The sequence below is a fragment of the Psychrobacter celer genome (assembly GCF_016107555.1).
Classification (GTDB): Bacteria; Pseudomonadota; Gammaproteobacteria; order Pseudomonadales; family Moraxellaceae; genus Psychrobacter; species Psychrobacter celer.
The window spans coordinates 60548-83062 of sequence record NZ_JABASU010000013.1; the positions used below are offsets into that span (position 1 = coordinate 60548).

The following is a 22515-nucleotide window of genomic DNA, read 5'->3' on the forward strand; positions in this document are numbered from 1 at the left end:
AAGTCTGTCTGCAAGCGGTGTTAATTCACAGTGGAGCAGTCGGAATTGTCGCCTGAATACGCTATAATAATGAGTATAAGTGCCACAAAGCCTTGGTCGGCGTGAGCAACCCGTGACAGACACGCCCATCAGATGATAAATCGGTGCAGTTGGTACCCCCTTATCGTTACACACTCTACATTCACGACACAGTAGCCACGACAGGTATCGCGTTTGTGTCAAAACACATAGGAAACATTATGAGTGAGCACAATCAAGCTGCTAATCAGTTGGATCAGTCAGCAGACTATGAGTCAGCGCTAGATACTGAGCAAGCGGAAGTAAAAAGTAACATCACTATCACAGAGTCGGCGCAAGGTTATTTGGCCGATTTGTTGGCCAAGCAAGACACCGACGGTATCGGTGTCCGTATTTTTGTTGAGCATCCAGGTACGCCGCGCGCCGAGTGCTGCATGGCGTACAATCAGCCAGGCGAAGAAGACAGCGCAGATTTGGTGCTCACGTATGACGATTTTTCGGCGTTTATCGAGGCGGCTTCAGTGCCGTACTTAGAAGATGCGGTGATTGATTATAATAAAGACCGTTTTGGTGGGCAGCTCACCTTCCGTGCGCCAAACTCAAAAGTACCAAAGGTCGGTGCTGATGCCAGTGTCGAAGAGCGTATCAACTATATCTTGCAATCAGAGATTAACCCAGGCTTGGCCGCGCACGGCGGTATGGTGGACTTGCTAGAGCTGATCGACGAAGAAGGCGTTGGTCTGACAGCCGTGCTAAAGTTCGGTGGTGGCTGTCAGGGCTGCTCAGCGGTGGATATGACCTTACGCCAAGGTGTCGAAGTCCAGCTTAAGCAGCAGATTCCTGAGCTGACGCAAGTGGTTGACGAAACCGACCACAGCCGTACTGAAAATGCGTATTATAAATAATCGGCTCGGCAAAGTCGCTCAAACCATTCAACTTAGACAACGCTACTTAAATCTTAAATAAAGCTACTTAGATCAAATAGTATGGTTGCTTATGAGTTTTTGTCGTTAAGAGATGAATGATTTGCTATTCTTTTCATAAAGAAGTTGAGTTATGATTAACTCAGCTTTTTTTATGCCTATCGTTTTTGTAGATGGCGTTTAGCGACAGCGGCGTAAAGATAACGATTTGACATTTTTTATCATGATATCCTTATTGAATCATGAATACCTACATAGGAGCACAGTATGAGTGACGGACAACCAGACCAGCAAAACCAAAATACACCGCGTCTTGAAACCTTGGCCATCCATGCCGGATACCAAGTTGAGCCAACGACCAAAGCGGTCGCCGTACCTATTTATCACACCAGCTCATACGCGTTTGACAACACCCAGCACGGTGCTGACTTGTTTGATCTCAAGGTCGCAGGCAATATCTATACCCGTATCATGAACCCAACCAATGCGGTACTAGAAGAGCGGGTGGCTGCATTAGAAGGCGGTATCGGAGCGCTGGCGGTGGCGTCAGGCATGGCGGCCATCACGTATGCCATTCAGACGATTTGTGAAGCGGGTGATAATATCGTTGCGGTATCGACGCTATATGGCGGTACTTATAATTTGTTTGCCCATGCGCTACCGCGTCAAGGCATTGAAGTACGTTTTTTTGACCACAAAGAGCCAGAAGCAATTCGCGATCTTATCGATGACAAGACCAAAATGGTGTTTGCTGAGAGTATCGGCAATCCGCTGGGCAATATCGTAGATATCCAAGCGCTAAGTGATATCGCTCACGAGTATGGCGTGCCTGTGGTAATCGATAGTACGGTGGCGACGCCTGCGCTCTGCCGCCCGTTTGAGTTTGGCGCGGATATTGTCATTCATTCATTGACCAAGTACATGAGCGGTACGGGCACTTCGATCGGCGGCGCGATTGTCGATAGTGGGACGTTCCCTTGGGGCGACTATCCTGAGCGTTTCCCGCTGCTCAATACCCCAGATGAGAGCTATCACGGTGTCAATTTTGTCAAAGACGTCGGCGCTGCGGCGTTTATCGCTCGTGCCCGTGTGGCACCGCTACGCAACACTGGGGCGGCGATCAGCCCATTAAATGCCTTTGGTATTTTACAAGGTATGGAGACGCTCAGCCTACGTATGGAGCGCCATGTACAAAATGCCCAGGCCGTCGCTGAGTATCTGCGCGACCATGACAAAGTCGCTTGGGTTAAATACGCAGGTCTATCGGACCACCCTGAGCACGAGCTGGCCAAAAAATACATGAAAGGTACGCCTTCTGCTATTTTAACCTTTGGGGTAAAAGGCGGGCTGGAGGCTGGCGCCCGCTTTATCGATGCGCTGCAGATGATCACGCGCTTGGTCAATATCGGTGATGCCAAATCGTTGGCGTGTCACCCAGCGACCACCACCCATCGCCAACTCAATGAGCAAGAACTTGCCAATGCTGGGGTCAGTGCTGACATGGTGCGTCTCTCTATCGGTATCGAGCATATCGACGACATCAAAGCCGATCTGGCACAAGCATTGGCTGCGGCTTAATGTCGTCATACTGGTCATATCCGTACGCTATTTATACGTCAAAAAAAAGCCCATATCGATAGGATATGGGCTTTTTTTTGGCACGAAATATCGCTTAGACTACATGTCTATTAAGCGGATAATACGCGCTGCGCAATCTCTTTATAGTCTTGGGAGGCAAGGCGCGGGCCAAATTGCTGAATGACTTGGGCGGCGACAGCGCTTGCCAGACGACCACACTCAGGCAGACTATAGTGTTGCGATAGCGCATATAAAAAAGCGCCCGCGTAGTTATCACCTGCGCCATTGGTGTCGATGACATTGGCCACCGCTGGCGTGGCGACTTCATAAATCTCCAGCTCTGAGTGGTCATCTGACTTATGAGCGATGATTGCGCCATTCGCGCCATCGGTGACGACTGCGGTCTGGCAATACTCAAGGAGCGCGCGGGCGGCGGCTTTGATTTGTTTTTTGTCAGTAAATAGCTTGGCCTCTTCGCTATTACAGAATATCACTGCAACTTTATTGCCGAGCATATTGAGTAGGCCGTCTTTGGCAAACTTCACCACCGCAGGGTCGGCGAAGCTCACCGCGATTTTGGCGTTATGAATACCTGCTTGCTGGCGCAGTTTGATCATCGCAGGTTGGATGCTCTCAGTCATCGCCAGATAGCCTTCTAGATACAGCCAGTCGGCTTGTGTCAGCGCGTCAAAATCGACGTTTTCTGCTGTGATGTCGCTTGAGGTTCCAAGATAGGTTTGCATGGTACGCTCGCCATCTTCGGTCACCGCCACCACACAAGAGCCTGTGACGCCGCCTGTATGTACGGATTTTTTTGAAGTAGCGACGCCTGCAGTGTGCAAGTCTTTTAGATAAAACTCACCTTGAGCATCATCACCGACGCGGCAAGCATAAAACGGCTTGCCACCGAGGCTGGCAAAGGTGTACATGGTATTGGCCGCTGAGCCGCCACCAGCTTGTTTTGAGGGTGCGATTTCTGCCAGTTTGAAATACGCCAGTAGCTGCTGCTGCTCCTCGATAGCCGCTAGCGTCATATTGCCTTTGGTCAGATCCGTCTCTTCTAGGGCAGCATCGGACAGTAGGTACTCGTGGTCCACCAAGGCGTTGCCTATCGCCATTACATCGTACATTTGCTCTCTCCTCACTCAATGATTAATTTGTTGGTATAGTATTTTTTATAACCACAAGCTATTTTGCTTGTAGCTCAAGCAGGCGCTGATAGAGCGCGTTTTTTTTCACGCCAGTGATATCAGCGGCCAAGGCGGCGGCTTTTTTGACCGATAAATCCTCCAGTAGACGTTGTAGTAACGCATCGTGCACACTGATGTCGTCGGCGTCTTGTGCGGTATGGTCACCTGCGACTACCAAGACGATTTCGCCGCGCTGCTGATTGTCATCGGCTTTGACAAACTCAATCAAGTTGCCAAGCGTGCTTTTGTGCACAGTCTCAAAGGTTTTGGTCAGCTCACGGCAAAACGCCACTTCACGATCAGCGCCAAATATCGCCGCCATGTCCGCTAAGCTTGCCAGAATGCGGTGCGGCGCTTCATAAAATATCAAGGTTTCGGTGCGTGTCGTTAAGGCGGTCAGTTGTTTTTGGCGACCGTGAGTTTTGGCAGGCAAAAACCCAATAAAGCTAAAACGATCTGATGGCAGCCCTGCGACCGATAGCGCGCCAATGGCAGCCGATGCACCCACCACAGGTGATACTCTCACGCCAGCGGCATGCGCCGCTTGTACCAACTGATAGCCTGGGTCACTGACCAGTGGCGTGCCAGCATCACTGATCAAAGCGACGGAATGGCCTTGCTGGATCATCTCGATAATCTTTGGCGTTTGGATGGCGCTGTTGTGCTCATGATAGGCCCATAGCTTATTATGCGCTTTGGGCGCGTCAGCCTCGCTACTGTTGTCTTTGGTATGGATACCAAAGTGCGATAGCAGTTTGCCGGAGGTGCGGGTGTCTTCACAGGCAATGATGGCCACTTGTTTTAAGACATCGATGGCATGCGGCGTCATGTCGCTCAGATTACCAATCGGCGTGGCAACGATATATAAACAAGCTGGCATCGCGGTAGGGATGGACATGAAAACCTCTGTTATAAAAGTTGGGCATACAATATAGCGCCACGCTCTATCTTGGCGTTTGATGTGTGGTCTTTAGCACAACATTATAATAAAGACCGTAACAGACCCATGAATGCAGGCCATGGTGACAGACCAAATATATAGACAAGGCGCAAAAGTGGTTAGTTTATCATGTTGTGCTATGATAATTCTGAAATGTTCAGCAGGTATCTTGCTCTTATGACCCATCACAAACCCTTACGCCTTAGCTCGCCCAAGCAGCGTCAAGGCAGCTTGTTTGAGCAGCGCGCTTGTGCGTTTTTGCAGGCGCAAGGCTTGACGCTGATTGCACAAAACTGGCAACAACCCAAAATCGGCGAGCTTGACTTGGTCATGCTAGAGACGGGCGCGGCATGGTCGACCCTAGTGTTTGTCGAAGTGCGTCAACGGCGCCAATCAGGGTTTGGCGATGCGCTGCTGAGCGTCACCAAATCCAAGCAAAACAAACTCATCAAGGCGGCGCGCTATTTTTTGCAGCAGCATCCTGAGTATAGAGATTTTGATTGCCGGTTTGATGTCATTGCTTATGATACCGCAGGCAAGCACAAACTCGCAGAAGCCCACATGTCTGAGTCGCCGCAGTGGCTGATAGGCGCGTTTATGGCAAATGCTTGGTAAGGCGGGCTTGGCTTTTTTACTTATATGACTGAGCATAATTACTGAGTACACTTGGCGCGCTTGGTGCTGATTCTTGTTGTATTAATGAGTCTGAGCGTGCGCGAGCGATGCCAAGGTGTTTGTCGGTTGAGTTATCGTTACCAAAAGCCTAAGCGTTCACCCAAAAAATTGAGTAAAGTAGCTCAATAAAAAAGCGGTGGCATGCCTTGCTCATCAATCATCGCCAATATCTTACTTATTTCATCAGGCTCTAAGAGGTAAATCATGACACGGATGCACTTGCGCACTGCTATTTTTGGCTCATCATACCGCATGACGATAGGTGCTGTGCTGCTGGCAAGCGTCATTAGTACGGGTTGTACGACCAATTATCTGACCAACAGTACACAAGGGACTTATGGTGTGCCCATGACTGAGCGTACCATTCCGCAGCGCCTGCTGGATCGTAGCATCGAACACACTGCCAAAATCAATGTTTATGGCCTAAAAGAAGACTTGCAGCAGACCAGCCGCATGAGTATCGATAGCTTTAATAGTGAAGTACTGCTGACCGGTGAGGTGCCAAGTGCTGCGCTCAAGACGGAGATAGAGAACGTCGTCAGCTCCATGCCAGACGTGCGACGTGTCTATAATGAGCTGACCGTCAGTGCCTCAAAGGGCTATAGCTCGACTGTCCATGATGGTTATATCACCTCAAAAATGCTGGCAAAAGTCGCGACAAGTAACGGCGTCAAAGCCTCCCAAATCAAGGTGGTGAGCAACAACGGCGTGGTCTATGTCATGGGACGTGTGACACCGACGCAGCAAAGCCACTTAATCGATATCGCCAACGACACCGTAGGAGTGACCGAGCTTGTGCTATTGACGACCGTTGTCGACGATAGAGGGGTAAAGATTGGTGAAGACGATATTATGTATGAGGACAATCTGGCCAATCCGGCGTTAGCGCCAGTTGTGCAGCGCTCGGCTGCCGCGCGCGTTGCTGATGAGCCGGGTAGTGCAGTCGCACCCAGCCCAGCCCGAGCCACCACGCCTATAGTGGTGACCGAAGAGGGTTCGCCTATCGACTCCTCTGCTAGTGAGAATGTCGATATTTATCAAAATCCGTAAATACCTCATTTCATCGTGAGCCAGTGCCTCGATTGTATTTGGCGCTGATATAGCCGCCGCTGATGAAAAGAAGCCTAAACACGAGTAACAGCAAAAACACGAGAAATCTTTTGGCAGCCAGTAAACTGATTACTCTGTAAATGAATGGCTAGATGAGTGACTATATGAATGGCTATGAATAATCCGCGGTAAGCGACTGATGGTACGTGGCTAGCGATAAATGATTGGTGATAAGTGAATAAGGCCTTATGATCAAAGTCGTGAGCCAATGTTGCCCCAGTCAATGTGTCACACACCCAAGCTGATAAATATGGCTAATAAAGACATAAAAAAGGACACTGGCAATGAAGGATCTCAAAACACGCAAGCGGCATCATGACCATGATGATGGCCACAAGCGCCAACACAGTCACAAGGCAAATACAAAAAGCGCTGACACTCAAGCAGCAAGTAAGAAGGTGCTAAAAGTGACGGGCGCGGCGCTGCTAGCAATTGGCGGCGCGGTGCTGGCAAGCCAAAGCGCGCAGGCGTTATCACCTTTGACTCTCGTCAATGGAATTACCTCAGGCGGCGGCGTTGGGGTCAGCAAAGACATCTTGTACGGCGATCAGCCCTTACAGGATTTAGATATTTATTACCCCAAGCCGTTGACCCGTGCCATGACGGCACAAAGCGCGATCAGTGATCGTTATCCGATGGTGGTGTTTGTCCATGGCGGCTCATGGGAGAGCGGGAGCAAAGAGCAATACGCCTTTGTCGGCCAGAGTTTGGCGCAGGCAGGCTATGTCACAGCGGTGATCAATTACCGTAAGGCGCCTGAGCATGTCTATCCCGCTTATGTCAAAGACACCGCGCAGGCGATCGCTTGGAGCCTAAACAACGCGGCCAGCTTGTATGCTGACCCTGCTCGTGTGGCGGTGGTTGGGCACTCTGCTGGAGCGTTCAACGCCGTGGCAGCGGTCGCCAACGAGGAATTTTTGGCCCCTTATCATATCAAGCCAAGCGCTATAGGGACAGTCGTCGGCATCGCGGGGCCATACAGTTATGACTTTCGTAAGTTTGATAGCGCATCGGCCTTTGCCGCCGCTGCCACGCCAGATGAGGTGATGCCCGATCGTCATATCAAAGGAAAGCAGCCGCCTTATTTATTATTGACGGCCGAAAAAGACGACATCGTCCACGACAGCAATACCATCAAGATGACGCAAGCACTAAAAGCAGCTGGCGTTTCTGTCAAAAACGGTGAAATAGCAGGTGCCAGCCATGCGACCAGTATTGGGGCGATGGCACCGCCGCTACGCTGGGTCAATGACGTGCGCGCGCAAGTGCTTAGCTACCTAGATGACGCCCTTAAATAACGATAAAGGGTGAAAGGCATTGTGGGCACGATTGATTGGTCGCTACTGCATCATAAAACATGGTAAAGCAAGACAATACTGTAAGATAGCCAAACTCTTGTTATAATGTCTTCACTTTATATTCATACCCTATTTTATATTTAAGGCAGAGAGATTTATGAGCATGAACGCTGACGACTTGATTGCATTTTTACAGACTCATTTTCCAGACGCTTTTATTCAAGCGGCCAATCAAGGCAACAAGTTTGATGTGCGCGTGGTCGATGCCAGCTTTGAAGGCAAACGCAGCGTTCAGCGTCAGCAAGCGGTATATGCGCTGGTTAATGACAAGATTGCCAGCGGAGATATTCATGCGCTCAATATTCAAGCATTGACGCCCGCTGAGTGGGACGCTCAATCAAAAGGCTAAACGTCACTCTTTATGATGAGACGTTATGCTTCAGCCTGTTAATTAGACGCCTCAAACCTGCTGCTTCATTTATTGTCTAAATCGCGGGTTTTGGTGGTTTGGTTTTTATTTTTTATATTCATCTTTTTATACTCATCGCTAGGTTGCCACTTTTATGGATCAATTTTTAATCACGGGTAGTAGTCGTATTGCAGGGGAAGTTACGATTTCAGGCGCCAAAAATGCCGCGCTGCCGTTACTTGCGGCCATGATATTGGCTGAGACCCCAACGACATTACATAATGTGCCATCGCTACAAGATGTGCGTACCCTGATTGCATTGATCGGTGGTATGGGCATCCACATTCAAAAACAAGGTGATACGGTCACGTGCGATACCAAAACCATCGATAATTTTTATGCGCCCTATGATCTGGTCAAGACCATGCGCGCGTCGATTTTGGTATTGGGGCCGTTGCTGGCACGTTTTGGCGAAGCAGAAGTCTCATTGCCAGGTGGCTGCGCGATTGGCTCGCGTCCTGTCGATCAGCATCTCAAAGCCTTTGAAGCCATGGGCGCTACTATCAGCGTCGAAAACGGCTATGTCAAAGCGCAAGCGCCAAAAGGCGGCAAACTAATCGGCTGTAACTTCTCATTTGACATGATCACGGTCGGCGGCACTGAAAACGTCATCATGGCGGCTGCCCTTGCTAAAGGTACTACAGTGCTTGGCAACTGCGCGCTGGAGCCAGAAGTGGTGGATTTGGCCAACATGCTGGTCGCGATGGGTGCCAAGATAAGCGGCATCGGTACCTCGACCATGACCATCGAAGGCGTTGAGCGTTTGCATGGTTGTGAGTATTCAGTAGTGGCGGATCGTATCGAGACAGGCTCTTATCTGGCAGGCGCGCTGATGACTCGCGGTGATGTATTGGCCAAAAACACCTCTGCGCTGTTATTGACCCCTGTGCTAGAGAAGTTTGAAGATATGGGCGCGGTGATTACCACAGGTGATGACTGGATTCGCGCGCAAATGACGGGTCGACCAAGACCTGTCAATATTCGCACTCAGCCGCATCCTGGTTTTCCAACAGATATGCAGGCGCAGCTCATGGCGATTAGCTGTCTGGCCGATGGCACCAGTACCTTTATCGAAAATATATTCGAAAACCGCTATATGCACGTGCCAGAGCTCAATCGTTTGGGCGCATCCATTCAGGTGGACGGTCATACTGCAGTAGTTACGGGCGTCGAAAACTTTACCGCCGCGCCCGTGATGGCGACCGATTTACGCGCATCGATGTCCTTGGTGATGGCCGCGGCGACCGCCGAAGGTGAGAGCTTGATCGATCGTATTTATCATATCGATCGCGGCTATGAAAACGTAGAAAGCAAACTGCGTGCGCTCGGCGTCAATATCGAACGTATCAATAGCAACAACTAGGCGGCAGTTTTTTGCTGGTTTTTGTCAGCAACTATATAAAACCATGCCTTAAGTCAGTCAGACACTGAACGACTCAGTAAACCCTTATGTGTCAAGCACTTCAATAATTGGCGCATGAAGGTTTACCCCAATCGCTTAGCAATGATAAATTCACGCCCCGCTATCGGGGATGCCAACTGTACATGGACACGATGTCATTATGACCGAAGCAAGCACCCGCCAATCAAATGATGGTTTATTAAACCAAGTCAATGAGGAATTTTCAGGCTTAACGCTGGCCTTATCTAAAGGCCGTATTTTAGAAGAGACCATGCCTTTGCTGCGCGCAGCGGGCGTTGAGTTATTAGAAGACCCTGAAGCCTCGCGTAAGCTTATTTTTCCAACCTCAAACCCCAATGTACGCGTCTTAATCTTGCGTGCCAGTGATGTACCGACCTACGTCGAGCATGGCGCTGCGGATTTTGGAGTGGCGGGTAAAGATGTACTGCTTGAGCACGGTGCCAACCATGTGTATGAGCTGCTGGATTTGCAGATTGCTCGGTGCAAATTGATGACCGCAGGCGTAAAAGACGCGCCATTGCCCAATCGTCGTTTGCGCATCGCCACCAAGTACGTCAATGTGGCTCGGGCGTATTTTGCCAGCCAAGGCCAGCAGGTCGATGTGATCAAACTATACGGCTCGATGGAGCTGGCACCGCTGGTCGGACTCGGAGACCTCATCGTTGATGTGGTCGATACAGGGAACACCTTGCGTGCCAATGGCCTTGAAGCCCGTGACCATATCTGCGATGTATCGTCACGCCTCATTGTCAATCAAGTCAGTTACAAGCGTAAGTTTGCCTTGCTTGAGCCAATTTTGGACAGCTTTAAAGACAGCATTGCGAGTGCTTAACAGCTCAGTGTTTGATGCCTTAGTGTGTCACTCATCCATACTTGCAAAGACAATGTGCTTCATTGGTAATATTAAGTACAGTGATGCAAATTTTTAAACCAGTTTGGCGCTCTATGATAAGCATAGCGTGCTAAACTGGTTTTATTGTATGGGTTTGTCAAAACATAAAAGCCCAGTATAATCTAAACCGGACTCTAGGGCGTGTCCTCAATTCAATCGATAGCCATCTAAATGGGCTAAAAATGGTTAAATCTGGCCAAACGGTGTCAAATAGCTGACGAATATCTCAATATTATCTGCGCTATTTTCCTTGTTTGACGGCGATTTATCTCATTTTTATCGCCATTTTTAAAATGAGGACACGCCCTAGCCACAGATACGTATCACAGTATCAGACTCGCTTGTTTTTACTCGTTAATGTTCCGTAGCATACACGCTCAGATATAGGATTAGCTCATGCGCCAGTTAAGTACCCAAGATGCCGATTTTGATAGCCAGTTGACCGAGTTGCTTGCTTTTGAGACGGTCAATGATGCCGATTTGTTAACGACTGTTGATGATATCATCGCGCAAGTGCGTCATCAGGGTGATAGCGTGGTACTGGCATTGACTCAGCAATTTGACCAGCATCCAGCGACTACCATGCAAGAGCTAGAGCTATCTAAGGAGGCACTTGCTGAGGCCTTTGAGCAATTGGACGATACGGTGAAAATCGCCCTAAGCACGGCAGCTGCGCGCGTACAGAGCTTCCATGAGCGCCAAGTCCAAGACAGCTGGCAGTATGAAGATGCGCTGGGCAACCGTTTGGGGCAAAAAATCACCCCGCTGGATCGTGTCGGCATCTATGTGCCAGGTGGTCTGGCCTCGTATCCCTCATCGGTTCTGATGAATGCCATCCCAGCCAAAGTCGCTGGCGTGAGTGACGTTATCATGGTCGTGCCAGCACCTAATGGTGTGCTCAATCCATTGGTGCTGGCCGCGGCACACTTGGCACAAGTGGACCGAGTCTTTACCATCGGCGGCGCCCAAGCGGTTGCTGCGTTGGCATATGGTACCGAGACGATACCAGCCGTGGACAAAATCACCGGCCCTGGTAATAAATACGTCGCTGCGGCCAAGCGCGCGGTATTTGGTCAAGTGGGCATCGATATGATTGCTGGTCCCTCTGAGGTGCTGGTGTACGCAGAAGGGCAGGCGCAAGATCGCGCAGACTGGTTGGCGATGGATTTGTTGTCACAAGCAGAGCACGACCGTATCGCCCAAGCTATCTTTGTAACGACCAGTCGCGAGCAGCTCGACGCGGTGGCAGCTGAAATCGAAAAAGCCTTGAGCGAGCTACCAAAAGCGGATATCGCGCGCGACTCATTACAAAACCGCGGCGCGCTGATTTTGGTCAAAGACCGTGCGGAGGGCATGGCAGTGATCAACCGCGTGGCGCCTGAGCATTTAGAGCTGTCGGTCGATGAGCCTGATGCCTTGCTCGCTAATATTCGTCATGCTGGGGCGATTTTTATGGGACGTCACACCCCTGAGGCCATCGGTGATTACTGTGCAGGCCCCAACCATGTACTACCGACATCGGGGACGGCGCGTTTTTCTTCACCGCTTGGTGTTTATGATTTTCAAAAAAAATCCTCTATCATCTATTGTAGCGAAGCGGGCAGTAAGCCTTTGGCCGAAACGGCAGATATTTTAGCGCAGCGTGAGGACTTAGAAGCCCACGCGCGCTCAGCTCGTTATCGTTATCAATAATCGGCGTGTCAGAGTGGCGTATGTTTTTACGCCAACGAGCAAGCGTTAGTTTTTTAAATATTAGGTCTGTAAACTTTGATAGTCTTTGTGGCTAATAGTAGGATAACTTATGAATGAGTTAAAGATAGATACCAGACTTTGGTCATCCAAAGCACGTAACTTGTCACCTTATGTACCAGGTGAGCAGCCGCAACACGACAATTTATGTAAATTAAACACCAACGAAAACCCGTTTCCACCCTCACCTAAAGTCGGTGAGGCCATTGCTCAGGTCTTAGCGCAGCAGGCGGATGATTTGCGCTTATATCCAGCGCCTGAGTCTGATGAGTTGCGCGCCGCTTTGGCTCAGCTATATGACCTTGATGCCAATCAAGTGTTTGTCGGCAATGGTTCAGATGAAGTGCTGGCGCTGGTATTTGCCAGTTTTTTCTTAAAAGAGCGCCCTGTGCTCTCGCCTGATATTGGCTATAGTTTTTATCCAGTGTATGCCCATACTTTTGGTATAGAGCTGGTGCAAATTGCGCTAGAAGACGATTTTAGTATCGATCCGGATGCTTATCGTCAGCCTTGTAGTGGCATCATTATCGCCAACCCCAATGCGCCGACAGGACTGCTATTATCGCTTGCGGATATTCGTAAGTTGGCAAGCGAGCATTCAAACTCGGTGATTGTGATTGATGAGGCGTATATCGACTTTGCGCAAGTAGAAGAGGGTAGTTTGGAGGCTGAGGTTTCAGCTGTGAGTCTTATCAACGAGTGTGATAATATTTTGGTCACCCAAACGTTTTCCAAATCGCGCTCACTGGCAGGTTTGCGCGTTGGGATGGCCTTTGGCAAGGCCTCATTAATTGAAGCCTTAACACGCATGAAAAACAGCTTTAACAGCTATCCGCTCGATAAATTGGCGCAAGCTGGGGCGACGGCGAGTGTGTTAGATGTAGAGTATTTTGAGCAAACGCGTCAGCAAGTGATTGATTTACGTGAGTCGTTGACGGCAGGCTTACAAGCATTGGACTATGAGGTATTGCCTTCGCATACCAACTTTGTGTTTGCGCGTCCTAAAGAGGGCAATGCCAGCGAGGTCGCCGCCGCCCTACGTGAGCAAGGCATCATCGTGCGTCACTTTGACAAGCCGCGCATCAATGAGTATCTGCGTATCACGGTCGGTACCGCCGAGCAGCACCAAAGATTGATAGCGGCGCTGACGGTATTGCATGCAGATAGCAATACGATAGATAGCGCTGCTGAGTAAGTAGCGCCAATCCCTATCAGTATCATAACGCCTGTCAGTATCATACTGTGCAGGCTTTTTTATGTCAGGGTTTTTGCGCCAGCACGTCCAATAGATTGCCCACTTTATCCAGACACTCTTGATACTCAGCATCGCAGTCAGAGGCCACCGTGATACCGCCGCCCGCCCATAAATTGACCTGCGTGTTTTGCTGCGGCGCATGGCGCGCTTGTAGCGTGCGTATCAGTACATTCCACTGTCCACTTCCATCAAAATTCATATAGCCCATGGTACCGCAGTATGCGCCGCGCGGTGCTTGTTCCAACTCAGAGATGATTTCGACAGCGCGTTTTTTGGGCGTGCCGGTGATAGAGCCTGCTGGCAAGCTGCCAAACAACACCGTAAGCGGATGGGTGTCGTCTTTTAGCTCGGCGCGAATGGTGCTGACCATATGATGGACATTGCTAAAGCTCTCGATAGAAAACAGCTTGGGCACTTTGACGCTACCGATTTTGGCATACTTGCCCAAGTCGTTACGCAATAAGTCGACGATCATGACGTTTTCGGCGCGATCTTTTTCACTATCAATCAGCTGCTGCTTATAGGCATTATCTTGTGTGGGGTTCGTGCTGCGTGGCATGGTGCCTTTGATGGGTTTGGTGATGATATGATGTTTGCCGCTATTAGGTTCTTTGGTAAAGGTAAAAAACAGCTCAGGCGAGCAGCTTAATAGCTCAAATTGAGCGTTAACGCTATGCGGGTCACGAGCATCGAGGCTATTGTCGCTATTATCAAACCTATCGTCATCATGCGGCTGGGTTTGTAAGTACCCTGCAAAGGGCGCTTGGGTGTTTTGATGGAGCGCTGGCAAATAATCGATCAGACTTGTGGCCTGAGTGGATGTACTCTCGCTCGTCAGCTGTCCTGTCCATTTTTGGGTCAGGTTGATCTGATAGCAGTCGCCTTGCTCTAGGTAGTATTGGGTTTTATCAAAAGCGGCTTGATAGTCATGTTGGTGCCAGCGCGGCTGTAGGTATAATGGCGCAGGCGTTTTTGCAATGCTATTAGTTGCTTTAGATAGCTGTTGCTCTAGTGAGTCTAAGCAGGATATCAGCGAGTCAAGCGTTGGGTCTGCCTCAGCTGCTGTATGTTGCCCTATAGTACGTAGTGCCCAGCCATGACCGCTATCGCAGGGCGTCAGATATATGTCGTAATGCCCCAATACCGCACAGGGCTGCGCCGCCAGCTCGATAGCGCCCGCTGGGCTCAGCTCGTGAGCTGCGATGTCATAGCCGATAAATCCTATCAGCCCGTGGTGATAGTGCGGTGGCGCGCTAGGATCTGCTTGGCTATTTGTGTCGGTCTGATGGGTTTGACCATAGGCAATGAGCACTTCTTGCCATGCTTCATAGCTCATGGTGCGGTAAGTGGCCGCGTGCTTGTCGCCACGGCGGCGGCCAACGATGGTATAAGCGGCAGGCTGTCTGGGCTCGGGTGTGGTTGCATAGACAGACCAAGCCATTTTGGGCAGCAAGCCAATCACTGGTCGTCCAGCATTGTTTAACCAAACCAGTTGCCAGTTGGCCTGAGCGTCTTGCTTGAGTAAGTGGCGCTGCAGCTTTGGCAGCAGCTCAGCTGCACCCAGCGCACCAAAACGCCAGCTAGGGGGAGTAGCTGGCGATGGGGTAGGGTTTATGTGATTGGTAGAATGAGTGTTTACAGGCATTATTTAGGCGTCAAACTTTTTGATGATTAATGTGGCATTGGTACCGCCAAAGCCAAAGCTGTTGCTCATGATGGTCTCAAGTGATGCGTCACGCTTGTCAGTGACGATATCAAAGCCTTTAGCAGCAGGGTCTAGCGCTTTGACATTGATGCTTGGGGCGATAAAGCCTTCTTGTAGCATAAGTAGGCAATAAATCAGCTCTTGCGCGCCGACAGCGCCGAGACTATGACCAGTCATCGACTTGGTAGAGCTGATCGCAGGTACTTTGCTGATATCACCATCAAACACCTGCGCGATGGCTTTGAGCTCGGTGATATCGCCCAGTGGCGTACTGGTGCCGTGGGTATTGATATAGTCGACGCTCTCTAGCCCTGCGTCTGCCAAGGCTTGTTGCATACAGCGCACTGCGCCTTCGCCGCTAGGGGCGACCATCTCAGCGCCATCAGAGCTGGCACCGTAGCCGACGATTTCTGCTAAGATATTGGCGCCGCGTGCCTCGGCATGTTCTAGGCTTTCGACCACCACCATCGCGCCACCTGCCGCGATGACAAAGCCGTCACGGTCTTTGTCATAAGCTCTAGAGGCAAGGGTTGGTGTGTCATTATATTGAGTACTGACCGCGCCCATGGCATCAAACATACACGACTGGGTCCAGTGCTCAGCCTCACTACCACCAGCGAGTACCACATCGGCTTTGCCAAGTTGAATCAGCTCGGCGGCATGGCCAATACAATGTGTCGAGGTGGCACAAGCTGAGCTAAGAGAGTAAGACACCCCTTGGATTTTAAGTCCTGTGGCCAGTGCGGCCGATACCGAGCTGCCCATGGTTTTTGGTACCGCCATCGCGCCGACGCCGCGCAGACCTTTAGCGCGCATCGCATCGACGGCACTGACGATGTTTTCTGTCGATGCACCGCCTGAGCTTGCCACCACCCCAACTCGCGGGTTGCTATTGATGGTCTCAAGTGACAAGCCTGCATGCTCGATGGCGCTCAATGCACTGACATAAGCATAAAGGCTGGCATCACTAAAAAAACGTTTTAGTTTACGGTCGATGCCACTGGTATCTAGCGTCGACTGATCAATACTGCCGCTGACCTGCGATTTAAAGTTATGCTCAGCATAAGACTCGTTAAATGTGATGCCAGACTGTCCTTGTTTGAGTGCAGCAGTGACAGTGGCCAAATCATGTCCGATACAAGAGACAATCCCTGCTCCAGTGATAACAACGCGGCGCATATTCTATTCCTTCTGAGTAATAATTTTTAGTAATTGCTGTCCCTATATTTTACTTATAGGTCGTCTAGAGCGGGTTTTTATTAAACCTCATCTTTGAGATCAGCAGGCTCTAGATAATGGTGCTGATAATAATAGTAAGTAAGTGATATGATAAGCTTGAGAGTATAGCACTTGAGGGCAGCGCATATGATACCGTATCAGTGCCCCAAAATCTTTGTACAAGTGCAAAATAATCACAAAACTGCCCCAAGCACCAAATAGCGCTACAGCTATCACCAAAAGCGGCCAACAGTAAATGCTTACCCATGCTCACCTGTCAGTATAAGGAATAAAAAACAGTTATAAATACGTTATACTTTTAGATACAAAACTGGTGACGGCAATAACATTGTTGGCACTGACAGGCAGACAGATAATTAACTAAGATGACACATCTTCAAATACTATTTATCATATATGACGAGTTATCATGTATCACGAGCTTGGCGCATGACAAATAGCAATAACAAAACTAAAAAACACCACACTCAGCATAAAGCTGATTGGCGTTGATTGTTAAATAAATTGATTGTTAAATAATACAATAACCATTCATCATATTAAGGACAACCAGATGGCAAAGCGTAGCACTCTTTCGAAGGGCGTCAGCAGTATCGGCGCATTTACCCGCAATAATTTAGAGCGTATGGGCGCTGTGATTGATGGCATGAATGCCAAAACCAGCAAGCCGCGTCAATACAAAGCCGTAAATTTAGGGGACGATGACTATCAGCAAGACCTGTTTCGTGAGCAGACGTTAAAGGCCACTCAGCAGCTGCTTGGCCCACGTTTTGCTACTTATGGTAAATACGCCAAAAAAGTGGTGCCCAATAGCTTGTTTCAATCGACCCTTGATGGCGCATTTGCGCAAGTGGCCAAGCTCGCTTTTAACTGGAGTCAGATTGATTTGCCTCATGAGCATCGCTTTGCCAATATCGAGAGCTTAGATGACGAGCAGCGTTATGCCTTAGCGACAGATATCGCCAACCAAAACCGCGCACTTGCGACCATGGGCGGTCTGACAGGCTTGGCAGGATTGCCAGGACTGCTTGCCGACACTTTATGGCTGCTATTGGTTTCTCTACGTACCGTTTATCAGCTGGCGGCTGTATACAAGAAACCGATGACCGGCACGCAAGGCATCAAGATGGCTTATGAGCTGCTTGCCAATGCCGACCTGAGTAAAATGCAAGAAAAACAAGCGCTGCTGGCGGGTATAGGCATTGGTAAAGGGCTGCTAGACAATGCACAAAACAACGGCTTGCATAATGAGCTAAAAAACCTCGGCTTAAAAAATAAAAACGTCAATTTTTATGCCGAGCAAGTAGACCGTGTCGCCAGTCAAGTGGGTATTGATTTAGACCAGATTAACTTGTCATGGGTGCGCCGCTTGCTACCCGCCACCGCTGTCGTTATCGGTATGCGTTACAATAGCCAGCTGATTGATGAGGTCATCGGCGTGGCGCAAGCAACCTTTGCCCCAGAAGCCAAATTGGCAAACCGTGCTATCACTGATGACAGCAGTAGTGAAGTTGAGGTCGATAAAGCCGGCGACAATGCGCAAAAAACAGATGAGCAGGCTGAGCAAACAGACGCAAAAAATACAGACACAGCAAAAGAGTCAGCGAAGAAGGACGCTGAAGATAAAGATACTAAAAGCGAAGAGCATAAAGACACAGCAGATAAAAACGCAAAAAATAGCGACAAGACAACGGCTGATAAAAAGTCTGCAGAGCAATCGTCCGCTGATAAGTAGGCGCAGCAGCCATATATTACTTAGGGGCGCGTTAGAGAGATAACAGGCGGGCCTTGGCCTCTGAGCGGATTCTAAGCGAGGTTTAAGCCTAGCGCAGGGGCTTCACACGCACTTGAAAAACGCGCCGATGTCGCCATTTATTTATACAAGCTTTATTTGCTTGCATGCTTTGTCTATTTTTTGCTTATTTACTGGTTTGCATATGACTATGTTGTGTTAGGCGCTTAGCCAACACTTTAGTGGTTCTCGCTGCATGATAGTTAACGAAAAATAGATAAAATGTTATAGTAAGTAGCTGCATGCATATCTACCACAGATTGTAAAGTGAAACCATTCATAAGTGGTTGAAATAGCAGCAACAACTCTTTATAATACACTGTCCTAAAAATGGGTGCGTCAAAATCTGGCATTTATGTCAGATAGTTGGCGTGTTTCCCCATTTTTTTGTTTTATACCAAACGGGAGAAGGATGCCTTATGGCAACAACTAACCAATTGATTCGTAAAGGCCGCAAGTCCATCAAGGAAAAGTCAAAAGTTCCTGCGTTGGAAGCGTGCCCACAGCGCCGCGGTGTATGTACTCGCGTATATACTACCACGCCAAAAAAACCAAACTCTGCCATGCGTAAAGTATGTCGTGTACGTTTGACTTCAGGCTATGAAGTATCAAGCTACATCGGCGGTGAAGGTCATAACCTACAAGAGCACAGTGTTGTTCTTATCCGTGGTGGTCGTGTAAAAGATCTACCAGGTGTACGTTATCACACCGTTCGCGGTGCACTTGACTGCGCAGGCGTTAAAGACCGTAAGCAAGGTCGCTCTAAGTACGGTGCTAAGAAGCCTAAAGTTTAATAACTAAACGTTATTTGCTTAGCTTTTAGTACTACCCAATAACTGTGCATGGGTTTGGTGTCGACGGTAATTAAATTGATAAGATGTAACTTACCTTTAAACATACCACCATGCAGTAAGGCTAACTGACAACTCATCACTATGCTCTATGATGACAAGTATGATGTTGTGAATGTTGGACACTCCTGAAGACAAGGAAATTTATTATGCCAAGACGTCGCGTCGTTGCTGCCCGTGAGATCCTACCGGATCCTAAGTTTGGTAGCCAAACTGTTGCAAAATTCATCAACCATGTAATGAGTCATGGTAAAAAATCTACTGCTGAGCGTATCGTTTATGGTGCACTTGAGACAGTTAGTGCAAAACGTAATATCGAAGATCCAGTAGCTTTCTTTGAAGAAGTCTTAGAAAACGTACGCCCAATGGTCGAAGTAAAAGCTCGCCGTGTGGGTGGTGCTACCTATCAAGTACCAATGGAAGTACGCCCCTCCCGTCGTACTGCCTTGGCAATGCGTTGGTTAGCCGAAGCTGCTGCTAAGCGTTCTGAAAAATCAATGGCTTTGCGTTTAGCTGGCGAATTGAATGACGCTGCTGATGGCAAAGGCGCTGCTATGAAAAAACGTGACGAAGTTCACCGTATGGCAGATGCTAACAAAGCATTCTCTCATTACCGCTTCTAAGCTACTAAAGTTGAGGCTACTAATAATTAGTAGCTTTTGATAAGCGTGATGAATTGATAGCTATGCCGATTGATTCTGTATTTTTCCGTTCTATAGATTGCCGCCATCATTGCTGCTGCTAAAAAAAATTAAAAGTTTGATGATTTTTAGCTGCGATGGCGGACATCTCTCAAGATGTTTTTTGCACAGTAACACTGTTATTAAAAAGTTTGCTTAACAGGAAATGTCCCAAATTTTATGCTGCAATATTCTTAGTATTTGCTCTTTTGTTGTCCGTATTAGGCCCAATAATCAGTAAGTAATATCACGAAGCTCACCGCTTTGTCATAGAGTATTAGGCAGAGACACAACACATTATTATATACACGAATTTCCCTAGGAAAACACTATGGCTCGTAAAACTCCCCTAAAGCGCTATCGCAATATTGGTATCTCAGCGCATATCGATGCTGGTAAGACGACCACTACTGAGCGTGTTTTATTCTATACCGGTGTTAGCCACAAACTTGGCGAAGTACATGATGGCGCAGCCACTATGGACTGGATGGAGCAAGAACAAGAGCGCGGTATTACTATTACCTCAGCAGCAACAACTTGTTTTTGGTCAGGTATGGCTAAGCAGTTTGACGAACACCGCATCAACATCATCGATACCCCAGGTCACGTTGACTTCACGATTGAAGTTGAACGTTCTATGCGTGTTCTTGATGGCGCTTGCATGGTTTACTGTGCAGTAGGCGGCGTTCAGCCACAATCTGAGACCGTATGGCGTCAGGCAAACAAATACAAAGTACCACGTCTTGCGTTTGTTAACAAAATGGACCGTGTTGGTGCTGATTTTTATCGCGTCATCGATCAAATCAAAACGCGTCTAGGCGGCAAGCCAGTACCATTGGTTATCCCAATCGGGAAAGAAGATGACTTTGAAGGCGTTATCGATCTAGTCACCATGAAAGCTATCTATTGGGACGAAGCGTCTCAAGGTATGCAGTATGAAGAGCGTGAGATTCCAGCTGAGCTACAAGACAAAGCAGAAGAATACCGTGAGTATCTCGTAGAAAACGCTGCTGAAGCTTCAGAAGAATTGATGAATGAGTATCTTGAAAATGGTGAATTGACTGAAGAGCAAATCCACAGCGCACTTCGTCAGTTGACTATCGACAACGAAATCATCCCAATGCTTTGTGGTACTGCCTTTAAAAACAAAGGTGTACAAAAGATGCTAGATGCGGTTATTCAGTATCTACCTGCACCAATCGACGTACCAGCAATCAGTGGTATCTTGAACGATAAAGATGAAACTGAAGCGACTCGTGAAGCTTCTGATGATGCACCGTTCTCAGCACTAGCATTCAAAATCATGAACGACAAGTTCGTTGGTAACCTAACTTTCGTTCGTGTCTACTCAGGTGTGGTTAAGCAAGGCGCTAGCGTTTATAACCCAGTAAAAATGAAGCGTGAGCGTGTTGGCCGTATCGTACAGATGATGGCAGACTCTCAACAAGAGCTAGAAGAAATCCGTACAGGTGATATCGCCGCATTGGTAGGTATGAAAGACGTAACCACGGGTGATACGCTTTGTGACGAAAACAACGTCATCACGCTAGAGCGTATGGAATTCCCAGATCCAGTTATCTCTCTAGCAGTTGAGCCAAAGACCAAAGCTGACCAAGAAAAAATGTCAATTGCTCTAGGTCGTTTGGCCAAAGAAGATCCATCATTCCGCGTTCGCACAGACGAAGAGTCTGGTCAGACCATCATCAGTGGTATGGGTGAGCTACATCTTGAGATCTTGGTTGACCGTATGAAGCGTGAGTTTAACGTAGAAGCAAACATCGGTGCGCCGCAGGTTGCTTATCGTGAGACCATTCGTAACTCAGTTGAACAAGAAGGCAAGTTTGTACGTCAGACTGGTGGTCGTGGTAAATTCGGTCACGTTTGGCTACGTCTTGAGCCGCTTGATCCAGCAGGTGATGTTGAGTACGAATTCGCTGAAGAAGTTGTTGGTGGTGTGGTACCAAAAGAGTATCACGGTGCGGTCGACAAAGGTATCCAAGAACGTATGCAAAACGGCGTACTTGCAGGCTACCCAGTGGTTGGCGTAAAAGCGACCTTGTACGATGGTTCTTACCATGACGTCGACTCGGATGAGCTATCATTTAAAATGGCTGGTTCAATCGCGTTCCGTAAAGGCTTCTTGGCAGCAGACCCAGCACTACTTGAGCCTGTGATGAAAGTAGAAGTTGAAACGCCAGAAGAATATATGGGCGATATCATGGGCGATCTAAACCGCCGCCGCGGTATGGTCCAAGGCATGGAAGACTTGCCTGGTGGTACTAAGCAAATTCGTGCTGAAGTACCATTAGCAGAAATGTTTGGTTATGCCACCCAAATGCGCTCAATGTCACAGGGCCGTGCAACTTACTCAATGGAATTCCAGAAGTATGCTGAGATTCCAAAATCAGTTGCAGAATCTATCATCTCTAAGTACAACTCTAAAGATGATGACGAGTAAATAACGCTCATAAAATGACAATATAAAGCATATCTTTATATTGTCAGCGAAGAATCCGCCAATAACTTGTTAAAAGACTTGTTATTGGCCGTGATTTTCTTATAATATCTGCACATTAGTATGTGCAACCTTTTAACAATTATTTTAATGTGGTCTCTACTGCTTTAGCTTTTATCTATATGAAATTTAATATTTATATCAGTTAAGCGCCGACCCCAAAAAAAGAGGAATTACCCATGGCAAAGGCCAAGTTTGAACGCAACAAGCCAC

At 48.5% G+C, this 22515-nt stretch carries 18 protein-coding genes; 14 read left to right on the forward strand and 4 right to left on the reverse strand.

Annotation, left to right across the window (positions count from 1 at the left end; all coding sequences use genetic code 11):
- Window positions 1–239 precede the first annotated feature (239 nt).
- Together nfuA and JFC05_RS07700 are read left to right on the forward strand one after the other, a co-directional pair.
- Window positions 240–923, forward strand: a complete 684-nt coding sequence (gene nfuA / locus JFC05_RS07695) for a Fe-S biogenesis protein NfuA (RefSeq protein ID WP_198336449.1) — start codon at window positions 240–242, stop codon at window positions 921–923.
- Window positions 924–1208: 285 nt separating this feature from the next.
- On the forward strand, window positions 1209–2519 hold the full coding sequence (locus JFC05_RS07700) for an O-acetylhomoserine aminocarboxypropyltransferase/cysteine synthase family protein (RefSeq protein WP_075102550.1): 1311 nt from the start codon (window positions 1209–1211) through the stop codon (window positions 2517–2519).
- Window positions 2520–2629: 110 nt separating this feature from the next.
- On the opposite strand, the gene JFC05_RS07705 is transcribed toward JFC05_RS07700, so the two are convergent.
- Both JFC05_RS07705 and rsmI read right to left on the reverse strand, forming a co-directional pair.
- The gene (locus tag JFC05_RS07705; RefSeq protein WP_198336450.1) at window positions 2630–3649 is read right to left on the reverse strand and encodes an adenosine kinase; all 1020 of its coding nucleotides are present in this window, start codon (window positions 3647–3649) and stop codon (window positions 2630–2632) included.
- 58 nt (window positions 3650–3707) lie between these two features.
- Window positions 3708–4607 carry a 16S rRNA (cytidine(1402)-2'-O)-methyltransferase gene (rsmI, locus tag JFC05_RS07710; protein WP_198336451.1) on the reverse strand — a complete coding sequence of 300 codons (900 nt, stop codon included), beginning with the start codon at window positions 4605–4607 and terminating at the stop codon, window positions 3708–3710.
- A 171-nt stretch (window positions 4608–4778) separates the two neighbouring features.
- Between rsmI and JFC05_RS07715 the strand changes: the two genes are divergently transcribed.
- The 8 genes from JFC05_RS07715 to hisC all read left to right on the forward strand — a co-directional run bounded on the left by JFC05_RS07715 (window position 4779) and on the right by hisC (window position 13460).
- Window positions 4779–5264 carry a YraN family protein gene (locus JFC05_RS07715; protein WP_105244206.1) on the forward strand — a complete coding sequence of 162 codons (486 nt, stop codon included), beginning with the start codon at window positions 4779–4781 and terminating at the stop codon, window positions 5262–5264.
- A 264-nt stretch (window positions 5265–5528) separates the two neighbouring features.
- The gene (locus tag JFC05_RS07720) at window positions 5529–6374 is read left to right on the forward strand and encodes a BON domain-containing protein (RefSeq protein WP_198336452.1); all 846 of its coding nucleotides are present in this window, start codon (window positions 5529–5531) and stop codon (window positions 6372–6374) included.
- 344 nt (window positions 6375–6718) lie between these two features.
- Complete coding sequence (locus JFC05_RS07725; protein WP_198336453.1) at window positions 6719–7732, forward strand: alpha/beta hydrolase; 1014 nt, start codon at window positions 6719–6721, stop codon at window positions 7730–7732.
- 157 nt (window positions 7733–7889) lie between these two features.
- Window positions 7890–8141 carry a BolA family protein gene (locus JFC05_RS07730; RefSeq protein WP_100749029.1) on the forward strand — a complete coding sequence of 84 codons (252 nt, stop codon included), beginning with the start codon at window positions 7890–7892 and terminating at the stop codon, window positions 8139–8141.
- A gap of 154 nt (window positions 8142–8295) precedes the next feature.
- Window positions 8296–9564, forward strand: a complete 1269-nt coding sequence (gene murA, locus JFC05_RS07735; RefSeq protein ID WP_198336454.1) for a UDP-N-acetylglucosamine 1-carboxyvinyltransferase — start codon at window positions 8296–8298, stop codon at window positions 9562–9564.
- 199 nt (window positions 9565–9763) lie between these two features.
- Window positions 9764–10456 (forward strand): ATP phosphoribosyltransferase, encoded by a 693-nt coding sequence (gene hisG, locus JFC05_RS07740; RefSeq protein WP_198336455.1) that lies wholly within the window; start codon window positions 9764–9766, stop codon window positions 10454–10456.
- Window positions 10457–10912: 456 nt separating this feature from the next.
- Window positions 10913–12208, forward strand: a complete 1296-nt coding sequence (gene hisD, locus JFC05_RS07745) for a histidinol dehydrogenase (RefSeq protein WP_198336456.1) — start codon at window positions 10913–10915, stop codon at window positions 12206–12208.
- Between the two features lie 109 nt (window positions 12209–12317).
- Window positions 12318–13460: a histidinol-phosphate transaminase gene (hisC, locus tag JFC05_RS07750; protein ID WP_198336457.1), complete on the forward strand. Its 1143-nt coding sequence runs from the start codon at window positions 12318–12320 to the stop codon at window positions 13458–13460.
- Between the two features lie 64 nt (window positions 13461–13524).
- On the opposite strand, the gene JFC05_RS07755 is transcribed toward hisC, so the two are convergent.
- On the reverse strand, window positions 13525–15165 hold the full coding sequence (locus tag JFC05_RS07755) for an anthranilate synthase component I family protein (RefSeq protein ID WP_198336458.1): 1641 nt from the start codon (window positions 15163–15165) through the stop codon (window positions 13525–13527).
- Window positions 15166–15168: 3 nt separating this feature from the next.
- The gene (locus tag JFC05_RS07760; RefSeq protein ID WP_198336459.1) at window positions 15169–16404 is read right to left on the reverse strand and encodes a beta-ketoacyl synthase N-terminal-like domain-containing protein; all 1236 of its coding nucleotides are present in this window, start codon (window positions 16402–16404) and stop codon (window positions 15169–15171) included.
- A 613-nt stretch (window positions 16405–17017) separates the two neighbouring features.
- On the opposite strand from JFC05_RS07760, the gene JFC05_RS07765 reads away from it, so the two are divergent.
- From JFC05_RS07765 to fusA, 4 genes are all read left to right on the forward strand, one after another.
- Entirely contained in the window at window positions 17018–18199 is a 1182-nt protein-coding gene (locus JFC05_RS07765) for an EcsC family protein (RefSeq protein ID WP_198336460.1), read from the forward strand.
- Between the two features lie 476 nt (window positions 18200–18675).
- Window positions 18676–19050: a 30S ribosomal protein S12 gene (gene rpsL, locus JFC05_RS07770; RefSeq protein WP_075102600.1), complete on the forward strand. Its 375-nt coding sequence runs from the start codon at window positions 18676–18678 to the stop codon at window positions 19048–19050.
- 206 nt (window positions 19051–19256) lie between these two features.
- Window positions 19257–19730, forward strand: coding sequence for a 30S ribosomal protein S7 (rpsG, locus tag JFC05_RS07775; protein ID WP_192995093.1), 474 nt, complete (start codon window positions 19257–19259; stop codon window positions 19728–19730).
- Between the two features lie 388 nt (window positions 19731–20118).
- A complete protein-coding gene (gene fusA, locus JFC05_RS07780; RefSeq protein ID WP_192995095.1) occupies window positions 20119–22245 on the forward strand; it encodes an elongation factor G in 2127 nt (708 codons plus the stop codon).
- Window positions 22246–22515 lie beyond the last annotated feature (270 nt).